Below are 15,837 nucleotides of genomic sequence, written 5' to 3' on the forward strand. Positions count from 1 at the left end.
CCGCTTCTCCGACGGACCCCGTCTTTGCTCTTTTCGTCTCCGACCCGGCGAGTCTCCCCCGCGTCGGCCCTCCGAACGACGACTCCTCGCGCCAGAGAGGACCGAGTCTCGGCGGCGACGAACGCGCGCAAAAACAGCGGAACCGCGTCGAAGACCGACTCAGACGGCGTCGCGGCCGGTCTTGCCCGTGCGGACCTGCACGGCGTCGTCGACGGGCATGATGAACACCTTGCCGTCGCCGGGTTCGCCCGTCCGCGCGGCGTCGGCGATCGCGTCCGCCACGTCCTCTGCGGGGATGTCGGCGACGAAGCACTCTATCTTGACCTTCTGGTGCAGGTCGACGGTGTACTCCTCGCCGCGCCACTGGCCTTTCTTGGCCGGTTGGGACCCGCGGCCGGAGACGTTCGTCACCGTCAGCGACGGCGCGCCGACTTCCGCGAGTGCTTGCTTTACGTCGCCGAGTTTGTCCGGTCGGACGACGGCCGTTACCAGTCGAATCTCTCCGTCGTTTGGAAGTTCGTCACTCATGATTACTCCTCACGCTCCGCGTCCGTGAACGCTCCGCCGTCCGCGCGGAGGCCGGTTTCCGACTCGGGGCGACCGAACTCGGGGTAGGTATCGACGCCGTGTTCGGAGGTATCGAGTCCCTCGCGTTCGTGTTCGCGGGTGACGCGGGCCTGTCCGGTCGAACGGAAGAGGCCGAAGACGGCGGCCGTCGCGACGAACGTCCAGACGCCGATGACCGCGACGCCGACGAGTTGCGGGACGGCCAGTTCGACGACCGATGCGCTGCCGTTCCAGACGCCCGTGGCGAAGACGGGGAACAGAACCGCGCCCAACACGCCCGCGGAGCCGTGAACCGGGAACACGGCACAGACGTCGTCTATCTTCAGGCGCTTCTCGACGAACGAGAAGACGAGGGGAAGTTGGACGCCGCAGAGGAGGCCGACGACGAGTGCGCCGGGCCAGACGATGGCGTCCGCGATGGCCGTGACGCCGACGAGGCCGGCGAGCAGGCCGTTTGCGACGTACAGCGTGTCCACCTTGCCGGTCTGGTACATGGCCATCCCGGCCGCGCCGATGGCTCCGGCGGCCATTCCGAGCGTCGTCACGAGGGCGACGCGGCCGACGTAGGCGAACGCGCCGAGCGTCACCTCACCGCTCTCGGTGAGAGCGAGGGGGGAGGCGGCGGTGCCGACGTTGAAGCCGTACCAGCCGAACGCGAGGATGAGCGTTCCGAGGACGGCGAACGTCATCGAGTGGCCGGGGATGACGTTCGCGCTTCCGTCGTCGTTGTAGCGGTCCATGCGCGGGCCGATGACCCACGCCGCGGTCAGACCGGCGATGCCGCCCATCCCGTGGACTATCATGCCGCCCGCGAAGTCGTGGAAGCCGAGCGTAGAGAGGAAGCCGCCCGCCCACGTGACCCCGACCACGACGGGGTAGATGACGCCCGCGAGGAGGACGGTGTAGCTGACGTACGCGCGGAGTCTCGCGCGTCCGGCCACCGCGCCGGAGACGATGGTGGCGGCGGTCATCGCGAACACCGCGCCGAACAGCCAATCGACCCACGCCGTCGTGGCCGCGGCCTCCGGTGCGTACACGTCCGCGAACGCCCCCGACACGGAGACGGGACCGCCGCCGGTCAGGCCGCCGACGATAGTCGAAACGGCCGCGCCGAGCAGGAAGTAGACGACCACTCCGACGCTCCACGTCAGGAGGTTCTTGGTCAGTTGGTTCGCGACGTTCTTCGAGCGAACCTGCCCCGCTTCGAGCATCGCGAACCCGGCGTGCATGAAGAAGATGAGGAACGTGACGGTCAGCACCCACACGAGGTTCACGCCCTCGACGACGGCCGCGAGGTCGGTCTGTAGGGGGGTTAGCATGCGATACCTCCGTCGAACGCTTTCGAGCCGAGATTGAATGGACGGTCGTTCATTATTTGGGTATATTCTCCAAGGTTTGTCTCGGAGTTCTCGTCAGTATCTGTGCTCGCGATTGCTTATAACGGTTAGCGTTAACAAACGTAAGTTTCCAAGCCGTATAATCGACGCTCGTCCGATATATATGCGTATACAAGCAATATAAGGTCGTAATGTGGTCGGTTGTCGAACAAATGTTGCCGAATTTTTCGACGTGCGTGTAACCGGGAGCTGAGGTGAACGTCGGGGCGAAGAGGGAACGGAGAGTTCGGCGCGCGAGAGACGCGGGCGGCGCAACGGGGCGAGAAAAGCAGTCGCTCGGCAGGAAGACGCGCGGGCCGCGAGCGGAGAGCCGACGGAAAAGAGCCGTTCGGAGGTGTCAGAGCGAGTCGGGTTCGAGGGACGGAGACTCAGACGGCGTCGACTCCCTCCTTGCCCGTGCGGACTTGGACCGCCGAGTCGACGGGGAGGACGAACACCTTGCCGTCGCCGGGTTCGCCCGTCTGTGCGGCGTCGATAATCGCGTCTACGACGTCCTCCGCGGGGATGTCCGCGACGAAGCACTCTATCTTGACCTTCTGGTGCAGGTCGATGGTGTACTCCTCGCCGCGCCACTGGCCCTTAGTCGCCGGTTGGGACCCGCGGCCGGAGACGTTCGTCACCGTCAGCGACGGCGCGCCGACTTCCGCCAGCGCCTGCTTTACGTCGCCGAGTCTGTCCGGTCGGATGACCGCCATCACGAGTTCGATACCGCCGTCCGTGGGTTCGGGTATGGATTCGTCACTCATCGTCGTTCTCCGTCGCAGATTCGGTCTGACCCGCCGCGCCGCCGTCGGTTCTGAGTTCGCCGCCGTCGGTCGTCATCGACCCGTCGCGAGCCCCGTCGGGCACGAACTCGGGGTAGACCGAGACGCCGTGTTCGCCGAGGTCGAGTCCCTCACGTTCTTCTTCTTCGGTCACGCGGAGGCCGACGACGGCGTCGATGACGCCGAGGACGACGGCCGACGCGATGACGGTCCACGCCGCGATGACGAGGACGCCGACGACCTGCAACAGTAGTTGGTTCACGCCGAGAAAGCCGTCCGCTCCGAAGACGGGAATGAGAGCCGTCCCCATCGCGCCGGCGACGCCGTGAACCGCGAAGACGCCGCAGACGTCGTCTACCTTCAGCGTGTCTACGGTGAACCGGTAGGCTGGCAGGACTATCAGTCCGCCGAGTCCCCCGAGGACGAGACCGCCCCACCACGTCACGTGCGGTACCGCGCCGGTGACCGCGACCAGACCCGCGAGCAGGCCGTTCGCGGTCCAAAGCGGGTCGGGCTTGCCCTGCAGGGACGCCGAGACGGCCATCGCGCCCGCGCCGCCGGCACCCATGCCGAGCGTCGTCACGAGGGCGACGCGGCCGAGTTCGGCTCCCATGAACGCGAGACTGCCGTCGTCGGCCACCACGAGAACGGTCGCCTGCGTGCCGACGTTGAAGCCGTACCAGCCGAACGCGAGCATGAACGTCCCGAGGACGGCGAGCAACATCGAGTGTCCCGGGATGGGGTTGCTGCTCCCGTCGGCGTCGAAGCGTCCCTTGCGCGGGCCGACCATCTTCGCGGCGACGAGACCGGCGATGCCGCCGCACATGTGAACCACGGTCGCACCGGCGAAGTCGAGGTAGCCGACACCGAGTGCGGCACCGACGAAGCCGTCGCCCGAGAGGAGGCCGCCACCCCACGTGAACCCGACGACGACGGGGTAGATGAACGCCGTCATCAGGACGGTAAAGAGCACGTACGCGTTGAACTCCATGCGTTCGGCCACCGCGCCGGAGACGATGGTGGCGGCGGTCATCGCGAACACCGCGCCGAACAGCCATCCGATCCACGCCGTCGGGTCGTTCACGTAGGCGAACGCCCCTCCGAACTCGCCGCCGGAGGTCAACGCCCCGGCGATAGTCACGACGCCCGCACCCACCACGAAGTAGACGAGGACGCCGAGAATCCAGTCGGTCATGTTCTTCATCAGGACGTTCCCCACGTTCTTCGCGCGAACCTGCCCCGCTTCGAGGAGGGCAAAGCCCGGTTGCATGAAGAAGATGAGGAACGTGACGACCAACACCCAGACGTTGTTGACGCCGCTTGCGACCGCGCTCGGATCCACCTGTATGGGAATCATCCCGTCACCACCTCAATATGTGACTGACTGTCCACCGTTTCTCCATATCCGTTCCGCTTCGTGTTCGAGTTCACGCGAGATGCTCACGGATAGGTAACATATAAAATTTGGAGTTAAAAATGTCAAGTTTTGGCTCGTGATTATAGACGACCGGACAATCTTGAGAACAATACTATGTGTATAAGGCCGTTTTCCGTCCACTTTTCTCGCCGATTCCGTCGCGTCTCTGGACGAACGTACAGGAGAATATTGCCGGACCGACGGCGTATCCTCGCGCGCGACACGGAAAGAGGTGGTACGTCTCGAAACGCTGGAAAACGGATTCCGGGCGCTCGCCGACGGCCGCGGACGGTCTCGACGCCGCTACAGGCCCGGCGCGACGTCCTCGGCGAAGTACGTCACGATGAGGTCGGCGCCCGCGCGTTTCATCGACAGAAGGGACTCGTGCGCCGTCGTTTCGAGGTCCATCCATCCCCTGTCCGCGGCGGCGTGCAGCATCGCGTACTCCCCGGAGACGTTGTACGCCGCCACCGGATGCTCGAACTCCTCGCGAACCGCCCGGACGATGTCGAGGTACGCGAGCGCCGGTTTCACCATCAGCACGTCCGCCCCCTGTTCGACGTCGAGTCGGACTTCGCGGAGGGCTTCCCGCGCGTTCGCCGGGTCCATCTGGTAGTGCCTCCGGTCGCCGAACGCCGGGGCACCGTCGGCGGCGTCGCGGAACGGGCCGTAGAACGCGCTCTCGTACTTTGCGGCGTAGGACATGATGGGGACGCCCTCGAACCCCGCGGCGTCTAACCCCCCGCGTATCGCGCCGACCATCCCGTCGGTCATCGAACTCGGTGCGACCATGTCCGCACCCGCCTCGGCGTGGGAGACGGCTATCTTCGAGAGGAGGTCGAGCGTCTCGTCGTTCTTCACGGTGAGCGTCGGGCTTTCGCGGGCGTCGTGTTCCAGGACGCCGCAGTGGCCGTGGCTCGTGTACTCACAGAGACAGACGTCCGTGATGACGTACGCGTCCGTCTCGGCGGTGATTCGGCGCGTCGCCTCCTGTACGACCCCGTCTTCGGCCCACGCGCGCGTCCCGCGTTCGTCCTTGGACCCGGGGATGCCGAACAGCATGACCGCCTCGACTCCCGTCTCCAGTACCTCTCTCGCGCGGGCGACGGCGTCCGAGAGAGGGACGCGTTCGTGACCCGGCATCGTCTCGATGGGGACGCGTTCGTCCGTCGTCGCGTCCACGAATATCGGCGCGACGAGGTCCGTCGCCTCCAGACGCGTCTCGCTGACGAGTGGGCGCACGCCGTCCGTACGGAGCCGTCGGGGTCGGTCGCTGAGAGTCATCGCCGGTGCTTGGGTCCGACCGGGAAAAATCGCATCGCTCTCGACGCGCGCGTCTCGGACGGTTCCCACCGCGTGCGGCGAGCGAAAAGCGTTTGCCCGCGACGGGGGTAGTCGAAGGCGATGGACGCCCTGCCGGTACAAGTCGCGCAGATGCCCGCCGAACTGCAGGCGCTTTTGAACTCGCGGTGGGCCTACGTGGCGCTGTTCTGCGTCTTCGTCTTAGAAGGCGCGATGCTGATGTACTTCATGCCGAGCGAACTCGTCGTCCCCGCGGCACTCGTTCTTCTCGGCCCCGACCAACTCGTCGGCGTCCTCGCCGTCGCCGTCGTCGGCGCGACGATCGGCCAGTACGCGCTCTTCAAAGTCGCCCAACGCGGCGGCCGGGAGTATCTACTCTCGAAGCGGTGGTTCAAGATAAGCGAGGGGAAACTCGACCGGTTCGACGGCTGGTTCGACAGGTGGGGTCCGATAGTCGTCCCCGTGAGCAACACCCTCCTGTTCACGCGCGGGATGATAACCGTCCCCGCGGGATTCGCCGAGATGAACGACAGGAAGTTCGTGGCGCTCTCGGCGATAGGGACACTCTCGTTCGAGTCGATTCTGGCCGCACTCTACGTCTACTTCGATACGATGCTGTGAGTCGGCGCGGGGACTCGCGAGGCGTGGGTCGTTCGACGGTCACTCGGTACCGGTCGTCTCCCGCGAGAGATAGCTCGCTCCGTGCGATCGATATCTACTCGATATTGACCGCGGGTTGTGACATGAAGGTCACTCGGTGCGATCGATATCTACTCGATATTGACCGCGGGTTGCGACATGAAGGTCACTCGGTGCGGTCGATATCGATCTGCTCTCTCAGGGCGGCGAGTTCTTCGGAGTCGGCGAGTTCTTCCACTCGTTCTCGGAAGTGCCGCTCGCAGAGACCCACCTTGATTCCGTCTTTTTCGGCGGCGTATGCGGCCTCGCGGTCGCAGTAGTGGCACTTCATACACGACCTTGGCTCTTCATCCGGTTTAACTCTACGCTCCCGGTTATCGGCGACGAGAGCTCGCGTCAGACGCCCGGCACGCACGCGGCGAACGCCTCGAACTCCGCTCGGGGCGGCCCTGCGACGCCGAGCGTCTTCTCGTGGGCGTCCGTTCCGCCGGTCGCGAGCAACTCGTTTCGTTCGACGTACTCGTCGAGGAGTTCCCCGTCCTCCCTCTCGGCACTCGCGCCGCCGTAGGGGTAGAACCGCTCGACTGCGTCGAGTTCGGACGTGAGTTCCAGCGCGGATTCGGGGTCGGGATACCGGAAGGGGTGTGCCAGTCCGACGACGGCACAGGAGTCGCGCAGGGCGGCGACGCCCGCCTCGAAGTCGGGGACCCACCGCGCGACGTAACAGGGGCCGTCGCTGCCGATGAGGTGGTCGAACGCGCCCTGATAGTCGAACGGTGCGTCGCTCTCCGCGACGGCCCGCGCGACGTTCGGTCGGCCGATTCCCTCGCCGAGTTCCACGTCCAAGGAGACGTCGAGACGCGACTCCACCCGGTCGACGATTCGCCGCCCGCGCTCTTTCCGGTCGCGTTGGATGCGTTCGGTCAGGTCACGGATGGCGGGCACGTCTTCGACGCCGTATCCGAGAAGGTCCACCCGTTGGTCGCCCGCGTCGACGCGGAGTTCGATGCCGCGGACGACGGTCACGCCGTCTAGCGTCGTCACGGGCGCGTCCAGGTCCGGGTGGACTCTGTCGTGGTCGGTGACGGCTATCGCGGCGACGCCGCCGTCGCGGGCCGCCGCCGGCAGTTCGGGCACGGTGAGCGTTCCGTCGGATGCGGTCGTGTGAAGATGCAGGTCTGCGACGGGCGTCTCCCCGTCGAACTCGCCGTTGCGGTCCCGTATCACGGGTCTTGCTCCGCGCGGACGCCGCAAATCGCTTGCGTCTGCGCTCCTCACCACGTCCATTAATGTTCATTAAGGAATCCAAGGAGACTTATGACCATCATGGAAAAACATTATAGTTCTCCTCCGATTCGCTTTGGGTGTAATGCGCCTGAACGGAACCGGCGACCTGATCGACGCCCACGAGTACCCCGCGACGACCGAAGAACTCGTCGAACAGTACGGCGAGCAGACTATCGAACTCCCGAACGGGTCCGAGACGCTCGCAGACGTACTCGAACGCATGGGCTCGGAAACCTACACCTGCGCGGCCGACGCGCGGAACGCGGTGTTCTGCGGCGTCGGCCACGAGGCCATCGGTCGGCGGTACTACAGCGACCGCGACGTCTACACGCTCGGCGAAAAAGGCTCTCAGGAAGTCTCCTTCTAGAACGGTAGTTCGAGGGGGACGCTCCCCTTCGTGTATCCGTCGGTGCGGCCGTCGGGCCGCGTCCGAAACACGACCGCCGGACGGTGGTGAACCTCCGGTTTCTCGCTTCTGACGGCCATCCAGTCGTCGTCCGGGAAGGAGGAGCAGTCGACGAACAGGACGACGCCGCCGCCGTGTTCCTGTAACTGCCCGACGGATTTCGTCTCTGCGGTGTCGCGGACGGCGGCGACGCCCGTGCCCGCGTTCCGTCGGTTCGGCGGCAACGGCCGCGTCACTTCGACGAGGGTTCCGGTGCCGTTCTTCTCGGCGCGGAAGTCGATTGCGTGTCCGGTTGAGACGGATATCTCCGGTTCGAGGGCGTATCCGGCGTCGTGGAGGACCCGCGCCGCGTTGAACTCGCCCATCGCCGCCGTCATCCGAGTGAGGTCCAGATACTCGGAGGTGCCGAGTTTCCCGGCCATGACCTCGCGTTCGTCGTCTAAGACCCCCGTTCGGAGGAACGAATCGAAGTACTCCAAGGCCTCCTCGGCCGTCGCGTCGGGGAACCCGGCGGCGTGTTCTCGGAAGAACGTCCGCGTCGTCTCTCGGCCGTCCTTCGAGAGAAACACCGGAAGAAAGTACCACGAGAGATGCGGGTACGGTTCGAGCCACGGCGACTCGTCGTGGAGTTGCGCCGTCAGTTCGCGCGTCGCCCACCGCGAGACGCCGTGCGGTACTTCGGTGAAGCCGTACTTTTCGGTGTTCCAGAGACACTTCGGCGTCTCGGTGTTTCCGAGCCAGTACGCCTCCTCGTCGTTCCACAGAAACAGCGCCACGTCGCCGTTGTCCATCTCGAATCGGTGCCCTTCGTAGCCGGGGGGCGTTTTGAACCACGGCGTAGTCATCGTCGCGCCGAGGTTCCGGTCGAGGTCGTCGTAGATGTCCCGGCGGACCTGATCTCGGGTCCATCGGCCGGGTGCGTGCCGAAAGCGAAGTGGGCGTGCCACACCACATCTATGCGGGCGTCGGGTTTATCCGTTCCGCGTCGGTCGCGAACCGCTCGGCGATAGTTATATATGACTCGGATTGCCAAAGGTATGTTGTACCATGTCAATGGGGGCATACGACGAAGACGAACACGAGCGCCGTGAGCGAAAGAACGGAACCGTCGACGCGGGGTTCGACGACGAGCGTACCGTCTATCAGGGTAAGGTAGAGTACGACTCCGGCAACTCCGCGGAGGCCCTCTTAGACCAGTTCCGGAAGATGAAAGACGAGTGAGCGCTCTTTTCTCGTCACCGAACTCGTAGCGACGCCGCCGCCACCGCCGACACGACGGAGACGGCGACGACGTGTCCGCCCACCGCCGCGAGCAACACCGGTCGGTCCGTGAGAAAGGGGAGTAAAGCCAGTTGGGAGAGGCCGAAGAGGACGTTCCACGCGTCCACGCGGCGCAACGCCGTCGCCGTCGATTCGTCGAACGCGTACCGCCGGGACCGCCACGCGGCGACGACGGCGGCCCACCACGAGGTGCCGATGCGGTAACAGAGGTCCCAAAGCACCAGAAGCATCAGGTAGACGACGACGATGGGCGGTTCCGTCCCGAAAAGCGACTCCACGAGAGGCGTCGCCTCCTGTCGCGGTTCGAAGACGAAAAGATGCGTCACGAGTGCGACGAACGCGAGGACGCCGAGGACGACTTCGATGCTCGACCCGAACAGCATCCGGCCGTACGCCTCCGGCAGGTCCAGACGGCGCGTCGTCCGACCCATCCGCAGCATCACGACGCTCCCGACGGCGGCGACGGCCACCGCGATGGTTCCGGGGAGGACGGCGCCCCACAGGTCGTACACCCACGCGAAGACGAACACTCCGAGTTGGAACAGGCCCAACTGGAGGGCTATCGCTTGGCCGTCGGTCAGTTCGATTCCCGGAAGCGCGCCGACGATGCTCTCGTACACCCACGCCTCGCCGTACTCCGTCTGTGCGGCCGGTCTCTCCTCTGGGGGGCCTCGTTGCATTCAGTCGTCCACCGCACTCGACCCCGCGCCCGCGTCCGAGTCGGCGGCCCGCGCCTCCCCGTCCTCGTTCTCGTCGGCGTCCTCGCCGAACGGCGGGACCACGCCCGACTCCTCGTCTGCCGTCTCGGCGGACGCGAGTGCGTTCTTCACCGCCTCGTCGAACGTCGTGAGGTCCACAGAGACGTGGTCTTTGATGCTGTCGTCGTGGACGACGACTTTGTTCTTCAGCCCCTCGATTAGCGGCCGCGCCACGGAGGCGGGGATATCCGTCACGAGTCCGACCCAGTACGACGAGAGGCCGGGCGACAGCACCGGTATCTCGATGAGTCGGGGCTTCCGACCCATCTGTTCGCCGACGCGAGCGAGCATCTCGCCGTAGGTCAGCACGTCTGGGCCGCCGATTTCGTACGTCTCGCCCGCCGTCTCCGGCGCGTCGAGGACGCCGACGAGGTACTGGACCACGTCTCCGATTGCGATGGGCTGACAGGGCGTATCGACCCACCGCGGCGTCAACATCACCGGCAGGCGGGCGGCCAACTGCCGCACCGTCTCGAACCCCGCGCTCCCGTCGCCGACGACGATTGCGGCCCGAAGCGTCGTCACCTCGTAGTCGCCGTCTTCGAGGATGAACTCGACCTCCCGCCGAGAGCGTAGGTGCGGCGACAGTTTGTCGCGTTCCTCGCCGAGGCCGCCGAGGTAGATGACTCGCTTTACTCCCGCCTCAGACGCCGCCCGAGCGAAGTTCCGGGCGCCGAGTCGGTCCTCTCGTTCGAAGTCGTCGCCCGAGGCCATCGAGTGAACGAGGTAGTACGCCGCGTCGACGTCGAGTGCCGACTCGAACGTCCCCGATTCGAGGACGTTCCCCTCGACGATGCGGACGCTCTCCGGGCCGTCGTAGTGGTCTGCATCCCGCGTGAGGACGGTCACGTCGTGGCCGGCATCGAGGAGGGCGGGGACGAGGTGGCTGCCGACGAACCCCGTCGCGCCCGTAACGAGTACGCGCATGTCCGTTCATGGGGCGTCGACGCTGTTAACGCTTCCCGCCGTCGTCTCCGTCGTCTCCGTCGTCTCCGGCGTCCCAACCGGGCGTCCCGGGCGCGCCGTACGACTCCTCTACGCCGTCGGGGGCGTCCGTCGCCGCCGCCCCGAGTTCGCCCGCCGCCGCCGTCCACGCCGCGACGGCGTCGCTCACCCACGAGGACGTCTCCTCGACTCTCTCGCGGGTCTCTTCGACTCGCGTCTCGGATATTTCGAGCGACCCCGGGCGCGACCCGGCGGCGACGGCGACGAACTCCGCGCGGTCCGCGGGCGTCAGGTCGCCCCGCCGCATCCGTTCGACCACGCCGTCGAGGCGACTCGGGTCGGGGTGGGCAAACACCTTCGAACCGACGGCGTGCGGGCCGAGAAGCAGTCCGCGCTGACCCGCCGGCACCTCGTCGTCGAGCAGTCTCTCGCCGCCGAAGGCGGATTCGACCCGTTCGCACTCGGTCCGCTGGCCGAGAGAGAGGTTGTGGCCGGGGTAGTCGGCGCACTCTTCGGGGTACTCGTCGTCGCCGTGGATTCGACACTGGAGCGTCTCGGGGTCCAAGAAGGCGCACGACCGGAGCCACGTCCGCGGGTGGCCGAACGGCGCGACCGGTTTCGGCGGCTTCCGGAGGCCGACGAAGAACGCCGGACGGCCGTCGATGGCGGCGACGTTCGCGCCGTCTATCTCGACTCCCTCCTCCGGTCTGGCCTCGGACGCGGCCCACATCCGCGGGGTCATCGCGTCGCCGACGCCGCGTTCGACGAACGCGACCACTTCGTCGCGGGTCACGGGGACGAGGTTGTAGACGTCGTCTAACGGCTCTCTCGGTCCTCGTCGTTCGTCGCCGCCGTCCGCGGGCGCTATCGGTCGCCAGTCGGGGCAGCATCCGGCGCAGCCTTCGCAGTCGACGCGCACGCCGACCCTCTATGCGACGTACTCTCATGAATCCTCGGTGCGTTCGCGCGTCGCGACGGTGGACGTTTACGTCTCGGGTGCCTCGCGTCGGCCATGACGACAGAACCGTGCGACGGGTGCGGGAAGGCGGTTCGCATCGCCGGCGGCATCGGGGACTTCTGGAGTTTCGAGACGAGTTCGACCGGCGGCATCACGCTCGAACTCGACGACGGCGGCGAGTTCTTCCTCTGTTACGACTGTATCGACCGACTCCCGGACGACAGAGTCGTGACGAGTTCCGACGTGTCTGCGCTGTAGGCCGTCTCGCTCGACGGCCCGTCTCCTCGGGCGGCAAGAGCACCTCGCTCGACCAACGGTTGGACTTCTATACCGTCCCGAATCCGGACTGGTGTGGTGTTTATCACTCTCTGCGGCCTCCGTACGACTGATGAGTGACCACGAGGAGGCCGCCGGCTCCGGTCCGCGGACGGAGCGAACGGAGGCGGAGGCGCTCCAGCACTACCGGACACTCGCGAACGCCGTCGACGACGGCATCTACCGGCTCGACGCCGAGAGCCGGTTCGTCGCCGTCAACGACGTCGTCGTCGAGAGACTGGGCTACGCCCGCGAGGAACTCCTCGGCGAGCCCGTCTCGACGATTCTGGCCGACGGCGACGCCGAACGCGTCGAAACGCTGATTCGCGACCTCCTGGCGTCCGACGAGGACGCTCGGACGGTCGAACTTCCGGTCCGGACCGCAGACGGCGGGCGCGTCGTCTGCGAGGTTCGCGTGAGCCTCCTCCGCGCGGACGGCGAGTTCAGCGGCACCGTCGGCGTCGCCCGCGACATCTCGGAGCGCACGGCGACCGAACGGCGATTCGAACGGAGAGCGAACGAGATAGAGCTCGAACGGTACAAACAGTACACGGACGACGTGTTGGACGCCGTCGACGACATCTTCTACATCCTCGACGAAGACGGCCACCTCAGACGGTGGAACGAGAGCCTCTGCGAGGTGTCGGGCTACGCAGACGACGAGGTTCGGTCGATGCACGCACTGGAGTTTTTCGACTCGGGCGCGGTCGATTCGGACGACGTCTCGGAGGCGATTCGGACGGGATTCGAGACGGGTCACACGCGTATCCAAGCGAACGTCCTGACCAAAGACGGCGATTCCGTCCCCTACGAGTTCTACGGCGCGTCGCTCGAAGACCCCGACGGGAACCCGGTCATCGCGGGCATCGGACGGGACGTCACGGAGCGAAAAGAGACGAAACGCCGGTTAGAGGAGTCCAACGAGCGGTTAGAGCAGTTCGCCTACGCCGCCTCCCACGACCTGCAGGAACCGCTCCGGATGGTATCCAGCTATCTCTCTCTCGTAGACCGGCGGTACGGAGAGGAGTTAGACGACGACGCCGCGGAGTTCATCGAGTACGCCGTCGACGGCGCAGAGCGGATGCGCGACATGATCGACGCGCTTCTGACGTACTCTCGGGTCGAGATGCGCGGCGACGACTTCGACCGCATCGACCTCGAAACTCTCCTCGAAGACGTGCAAAAGAACCTTGAACTAAAGATAGAGGAGACCGAAGCCGAGGTGACGGTGGAATCACTACCCCGCGTCCACGGCGACAGAGGACAACTGCAACAGGTGTTTCAGAACCTCCTGAGCAACGCGCTCGAATACAGCGGCGACGCCCGGCCGCGGGTCCACGTCTCGGCGACCCGACGCGGGTCCGAGTGGGCACTCACCGTTCGCGACGAAGGTATCGGCATCGACCCGAAACACGCAGACCGCATCTTCGAGGTGTTCCAACGCCTCCACACGCGCGACGAACATCCCGGAACGGGTATCGGTCTCGCACTCTGTCGCCGCATCGTCGAACGCCACGGCGGGCGCATCTGGGCCGATTCGGAATCGGGGGAGGGGTCGGCGTTCCGGTTCACCCTCCCCGCCGCGGAGGGACGCGATGACTGAGGGGTCCGGCGAGGGCCCGATAGACATCCTTCTCGTCGAGGACAACCCCGGCGACGTTCGCCTCGTACAGGAGGCGTTCAAGCGGGGGACGCTACGCACCGACCTGCGGGTCGTCCGCGACGGCGAGGCGGCCTTGGAGTACCTCCACCAACGCGGCGAGTACGCCGACGCGCCGCGTCCGGACTTCGTCCTCTTGGATCTGAATCTGCCGAAGGTAAACGGGATGGCGGTCCTCGACGAGGTCAAAAGCGACCCCTCCCTGCGGCGCATCCCCGTCGTCATCCTGACGGGCTCTGAGGCCGAAGAGGATATTGCCCGCGGTTACGAACTCCACTCTAACGCGTACCTTACAAAACCGGTCGACCCAGACGAGTTCATCGAACTCGTCCGGTCGTTCGAGGAGTTCTGGTTCAGACTCGCTCACCTTCCTCCGTCCGGAGAGACACAATGACAGACGACACGACGCTCACGGTCCTCCTCATAGAGGACAATCCCGGCGACGCACGCTACATCCGCGAGATTCTTCGCGATGCGACCGAACTCTCCGAACGGACGGCGGAGGCCGAATCCGGCGTCGCCGTCGAGCAGGTGCCGCGCCCGGAGACGGGCGAACCGTCCGTGATTCACGAGTCCCGCCTCGAACCCGGACTAGAGCGACTCCGAAGCGACCGACCGGACGTCGCCCTCCTCGATTTGGACCTCCCGGACAGCACCGGTCTCGACACGCTCCGGTCGGTCCTGCGAGAGGCGGGGACGACGCCCGTGGTCGTCCTCACCGGACTCCGCGACAGACAGACCGGGATGGAGGCGCTCAGACAGGGCGCAGACGAGTATCTCGTCAAGGACGAAATCAACGCCGACATCCTCACTCGCTCCATCTACCACACGATAGAGCGGAGCCAACAGGAACGGCAACTCGAACAACAGCGCGAACAACTCGCCGCGCTGAACCAGTTGAACAGCGTCGTCCAAGAGATTACGGGCGCTATCCTCCAGCAGTCTACCCGCGACGAGATAGAACAGTTGGTCTGTGAACGCTTGGCCGCCTCCGAGTCGTACCTGTTCTGTTGGATCGGCGACGCCGAACGCGGGAACTCCGACGTGACCATTCGCGTCGAGGCGGGCGTCGACGGCTACCTCGACGACATCGACGTCACGTACGACGACAGCGAAACGAGCAAAGGCCCCACCGGGAAAGCCATCCGGTCACAGGAGATGCAGGTGGCACAGAACATCCCCGAGAACCCCGACTTCGAACCGTGGCAGAATCACGTAGAGAAGTACGGTATCCAGTCGTCGGCGGCGATACCCATCGCGTACGAGGGTATCCTCTACGGCGTGTTGAACGTCTACTCGGCGCGGCCGGACGCCTTCGGCGGCCAGGAGGGCGACGTGCTCAGCAGACTCGGCGAAATCGTCGGCCACGCCATCGCCTCCATCGAACGGAAGGAAGCGCTGATGAGCGACGACGTCGTCGAGATAGAGTTCGAGATTCAGGACATCTTCGAATCTCTGGGTGGAGGGTCCGGGATGGGGACGATAACGCTCGACCGGACGATTCACCTCGACGACGAGCAGTATCTCACGTACGGGTCCGCGGACGAACAGGGACGAGAGACGCTCGACAAGGTCGTCGAGGCGCTTCCGTCGTGGGACGCCGTCTCCGAGGTGGGCCAACGGGACGGGATGACGCGCTTTGCGGTCCAACTCACCGACCCGCCGGTCGTGACGCAGGTCGCCTCGCAGGGCGGCCGCGTCCGGGCGGCGAAGATAGAGGACGGCGACTACCGGGTCGTCGTCCACCTGCCCCAGAGCGCCGACGTGCGCCGCATCGTCGACGGCGTCCAAGAGGCGTACCCCACGGCGAGAGTCATCGCCCAGCGACACGCCTCCCGGACCGACAACGACGCCGCGGCGCAGTCGACGAACGTCCTCGACCGCCTGACCGACCGTCAGCGGTCGGTGCTCGAAGCCGCCTTCTACGGGGGCTTTTTCGAGTGGCCGCGGGAGAGTTCCGGCAAGGAAGTGGCCGAATCGCTCGACATCTCCGCGCCGACGTTCACCCAGCACATGCGCGCCGCAGAGCAGAAGATAATCTCGGCGCTGTTGGGCGAGTAACGCGACCGACCGGAGGCGACCGACGAGTCATTCGAGACTGCCGAAAACGTGTCTCTAAAATCATAAGAGATATTCGAAGA

General features: G+C 65.6%; 18 protein-coding genes. 7 read left to right on the forward strand and 11 right to left on the reverse strand.

Annotated features, from left to right (window positions below):
• Nucleotides 1-159 precede the first annotated feature (159 nt).
• From BM167_RS00425 to hemB, 5 genes are all read right to left on the reverse strand, one after another.
• Nucleotides 160-528, reverse strand: a complete 369-nt coding sequence (locus BM167_RS00425) for a nitrogen regulatory protein GlnK1 (RefSeq protein WP_092887160.1) — start codon at nt 526-528, stop codon at nt 160-162.
• Nucleotides 529-530: 2 nt separating this feature from the next.
• A complete protein-coding gene (locus BM167_RS00430; protein WP_092887163.1) occupies nt 531-1,886 on the reverse strand; it encodes an ammonium transporter in 1,356 nt (451 codons plus the stop codon).
• Between the two features lie 446 nt (nt 1,887-2,332).
• Entirely contained in the window at nt 2,333-2,710 is a 378-nt protein-coding gene (locus tag BM167_RS00435) for a nitrogen regulatory protein GlnK1 (RefSeq protein WP_092887166.1), read from the reverse strand.
• On the reverse strand, nt 2,703-4,085 hold the full coding sequence (locus BM167_RS00440) for an ammonium transporter (RefSeq protein WP_092887169.1): 1,383 nt from the start codon (nt 4,083-4,085) through the stop codon (nt 2,703-2,705). Before BM167_RS00440 ends, BM167_RS00435 begins: the two co-directional genes overlap by 8 nt.
• Nucleotides 4,086-4,448: 363 nt before the next feature.
• Entirely contained in the window at nt 4,449-5,429 is a 981-nt protein-coding gene (gene hemB / locus BM167_RS00445) for a porphobilinogen synthase (protein WP_092887172.1), read from the reverse strand.
• Nucleotides 5,430-5,549: 120 nt separating this feature from the next.
• On the opposite strand from hemB, the gene BM167_RS00450 reads away from it, so the two are divergent.
• Complete coding sequence (locus tag BM167_RS00450) at nt 5,550-6,068, forward strand: DedA family protein (protein ID WP_092887175.1); 519 nt, start codon at nt 5,550-5,552, stop codon at nt 6,066-6,068.
• A gap of 184 nt (nt 6,069-6,252) precedes the next feature.
• Here the strand turns inward: BM167_RS00450 and BM167_RS18265 are convergent, their stop codons facing one another.
• Nucleotides 6,253-6,417 carry a DUF6757 family protein gene (locus tag BM167_RS18265; RefSeq protein WP_177213254.1) on the reverse strand — a complete coding sequence of 55 codons (165 nt, stop codon included), beginning with the start codon at nt 6,415-6,417 and terminating at the stop codon, nt 6,253-6,255.
• A 65-nt stretch (nt 6,418-6,482) separates the two neighbouring features.
• Nucleotides 6,483-7,313 (reverse strand): PHP domain-containing protein, encoded by an 831-nt coding sequence (locus tag BM167_RS00455; RefSeq protein ID WP_092887178.1) that lies wholly within the window; start codon nt 7,311-7,313, stop codon nt 6,483-6,485.
• 142 nt (nt 7,314-7,455) lie between these two features.
• Between BM167_RS00455 and BM167_RS00460 the strand changes: the two genes are divergently transcribed.
• Nucleotides 7,456-7,740 carry a DUF5789 family protein gene (locus BM167_RS00460; protein WP_092887181.1) on the forward strand — a complete coding sequence of 95 codons (285 nt, stop codon included), beginning with the start codon at nt 7,456-7,458 and terminating at the stop codon, nt 7,738-7,740.
• Here BM167_RS00460 and BM167_RS00465 read toward each other — a convergent pair.
• Entirely contained in the window at nt 7,737-8,726 is a 990-nt protein-coding gene (locus BM167_RS00465; protein ID WP_092887184.1) for a DUF5784 family protein, read from the reverse strand. The two genes, BM167_RS00460 and BM167_RS00465, sit on opposite strands and share 4 nt — an antisense overlap.
• Before the next feature lie 100 nt (nt 8,727-8,826).
• Here BM167_RS00465 and BM167_RS18270 point away from each other — a divergent pair, with 100 nt between their 5' ends.
• A complete protein-coding gene (locus tag BM167_RS18270) occupies nt 8,827-9,000 on the forward strand; it encodes a DUF5786 family protein (protein ID WP_177213255.1) in 174 nt (57 codons plus the stop codon).
• Nucleotides 9,001-9,014: 14 nt separating this feature from the next.
• On the opposite strand, the gene BM167_RS00470 is transcribed toward BM167_RS18270, so the two are convergent.
• Genes BM167_RS00470 through BM167_RS00480 form a run of 3 tightly spaced genes read right to left on the reverse strand, consistent with a single transcriptional unit; the run spans nt 9,015 to nt 11,682 of the window.
• Nucleotides 9,015-9,740: a DUF7530 family protein gene (locus tag BM167_RS00470; protein WP_092887187.1), complete on the reverse strand. Its 726-nt coding sequence runs from the start codon at nt 9,738-9,740 to the stop codon at nt 9,015-9,017.
• Nucleotides 9,741-10,745 carry an NAD(P)H-binding protein gene (locus BM167_RS00475; RefSeq protein ID WP_092887190.1) on the reverse strand — a complete coding sequence of 335 codons (1,005 nt, stop codon included), beginning with the start codon at nt 10,743-10,745 and terminating at the stop codon, nt 9,741-9,743.
• Between the two features lie 25 nt (nt 10,746-10,770).
• Nucleotides 10,771-11,682, reverse strand: a complete 912-nt coding sequence (locus tag BM167_RS00480; RefSeq protein WP_092887193.1) for a YkgJ family cysteine cluster protein — start codon at nt 11,680-11,682, stop codon at nt 10,771-10,773.
• 93 nt (nt 11,683-11,775) lie between these two features.
• Here BM167_RS00480 and BM167_RS00485 point away from each other — a divergent pair, with 93 nt between their 5' ends.
• The 4 genes from BM167_RS00485 to BM167_RS00500 all read left to right on the forward strand — a co-directional run bounded on the left by BM167_RS00485 (nt 11,776) and on the right by BM167_RS00500 (nt 15,757).
• Nucleotides 11,776-11,979: a DUF7561 family protein gene (locus BM167_RS00485; protein ID WP_092887196.1), complete on the forward strand. Its 204-nt coding sequence runs from the start codon at nt 11,776-11,778 to the stop codon at nt 11,977-11,979.
• A gap of 130 nt (nt 11,980-12,109) precedes the next feature.
• Entirely contained in the window at nt 12,110-13,639 is a 1,530-nt protein-coding gene (locus tag BM167_RS00490; protein WP_092887199.1) for a sensor histidine kinase, read from the forward strand.
• On the forward strand, nt 13,632-14,090 hold the full coding sequence (locus tag BM167_RS00495; protein ID WP_092887202.1) for a response regulator: 459 nt from the start codon (nt 13,632-13,634) through the stop codon (nt 14,088-14,090). The genes BM167_RS00490 and BM167_RS00495 overlap by 8 nt, the downstream gene beginning before the upstream one ends.
• Nucleotides 14,087-15,757 (forward strand): bacterio-opsin activator domain-containing protein, encoded by a 1,671-nt coding sequence (locus BM167_RS00500; RefSeq protein ID WP_092887205.1) that lies wholly within the window; start codon nt 14,087-14,089, stop codon nt 15,755-15,757. The genes BM167_RS00495 and BM167_RS00500 overlap by 4 nt, the downstream gene beginning before the upstream one ends.
• Nucleotides 15,758-15,837: the final 80 nt, after the last annotated feature.

The organism is Halopelagius inordinatus, from assembly GCF_900113245.1.
GTDB lineage: Archaea > Halobacteriota > Halobacteria > Halobacteriales > Haloferacaceae > Halopelagius > Halopelagius inordinatus.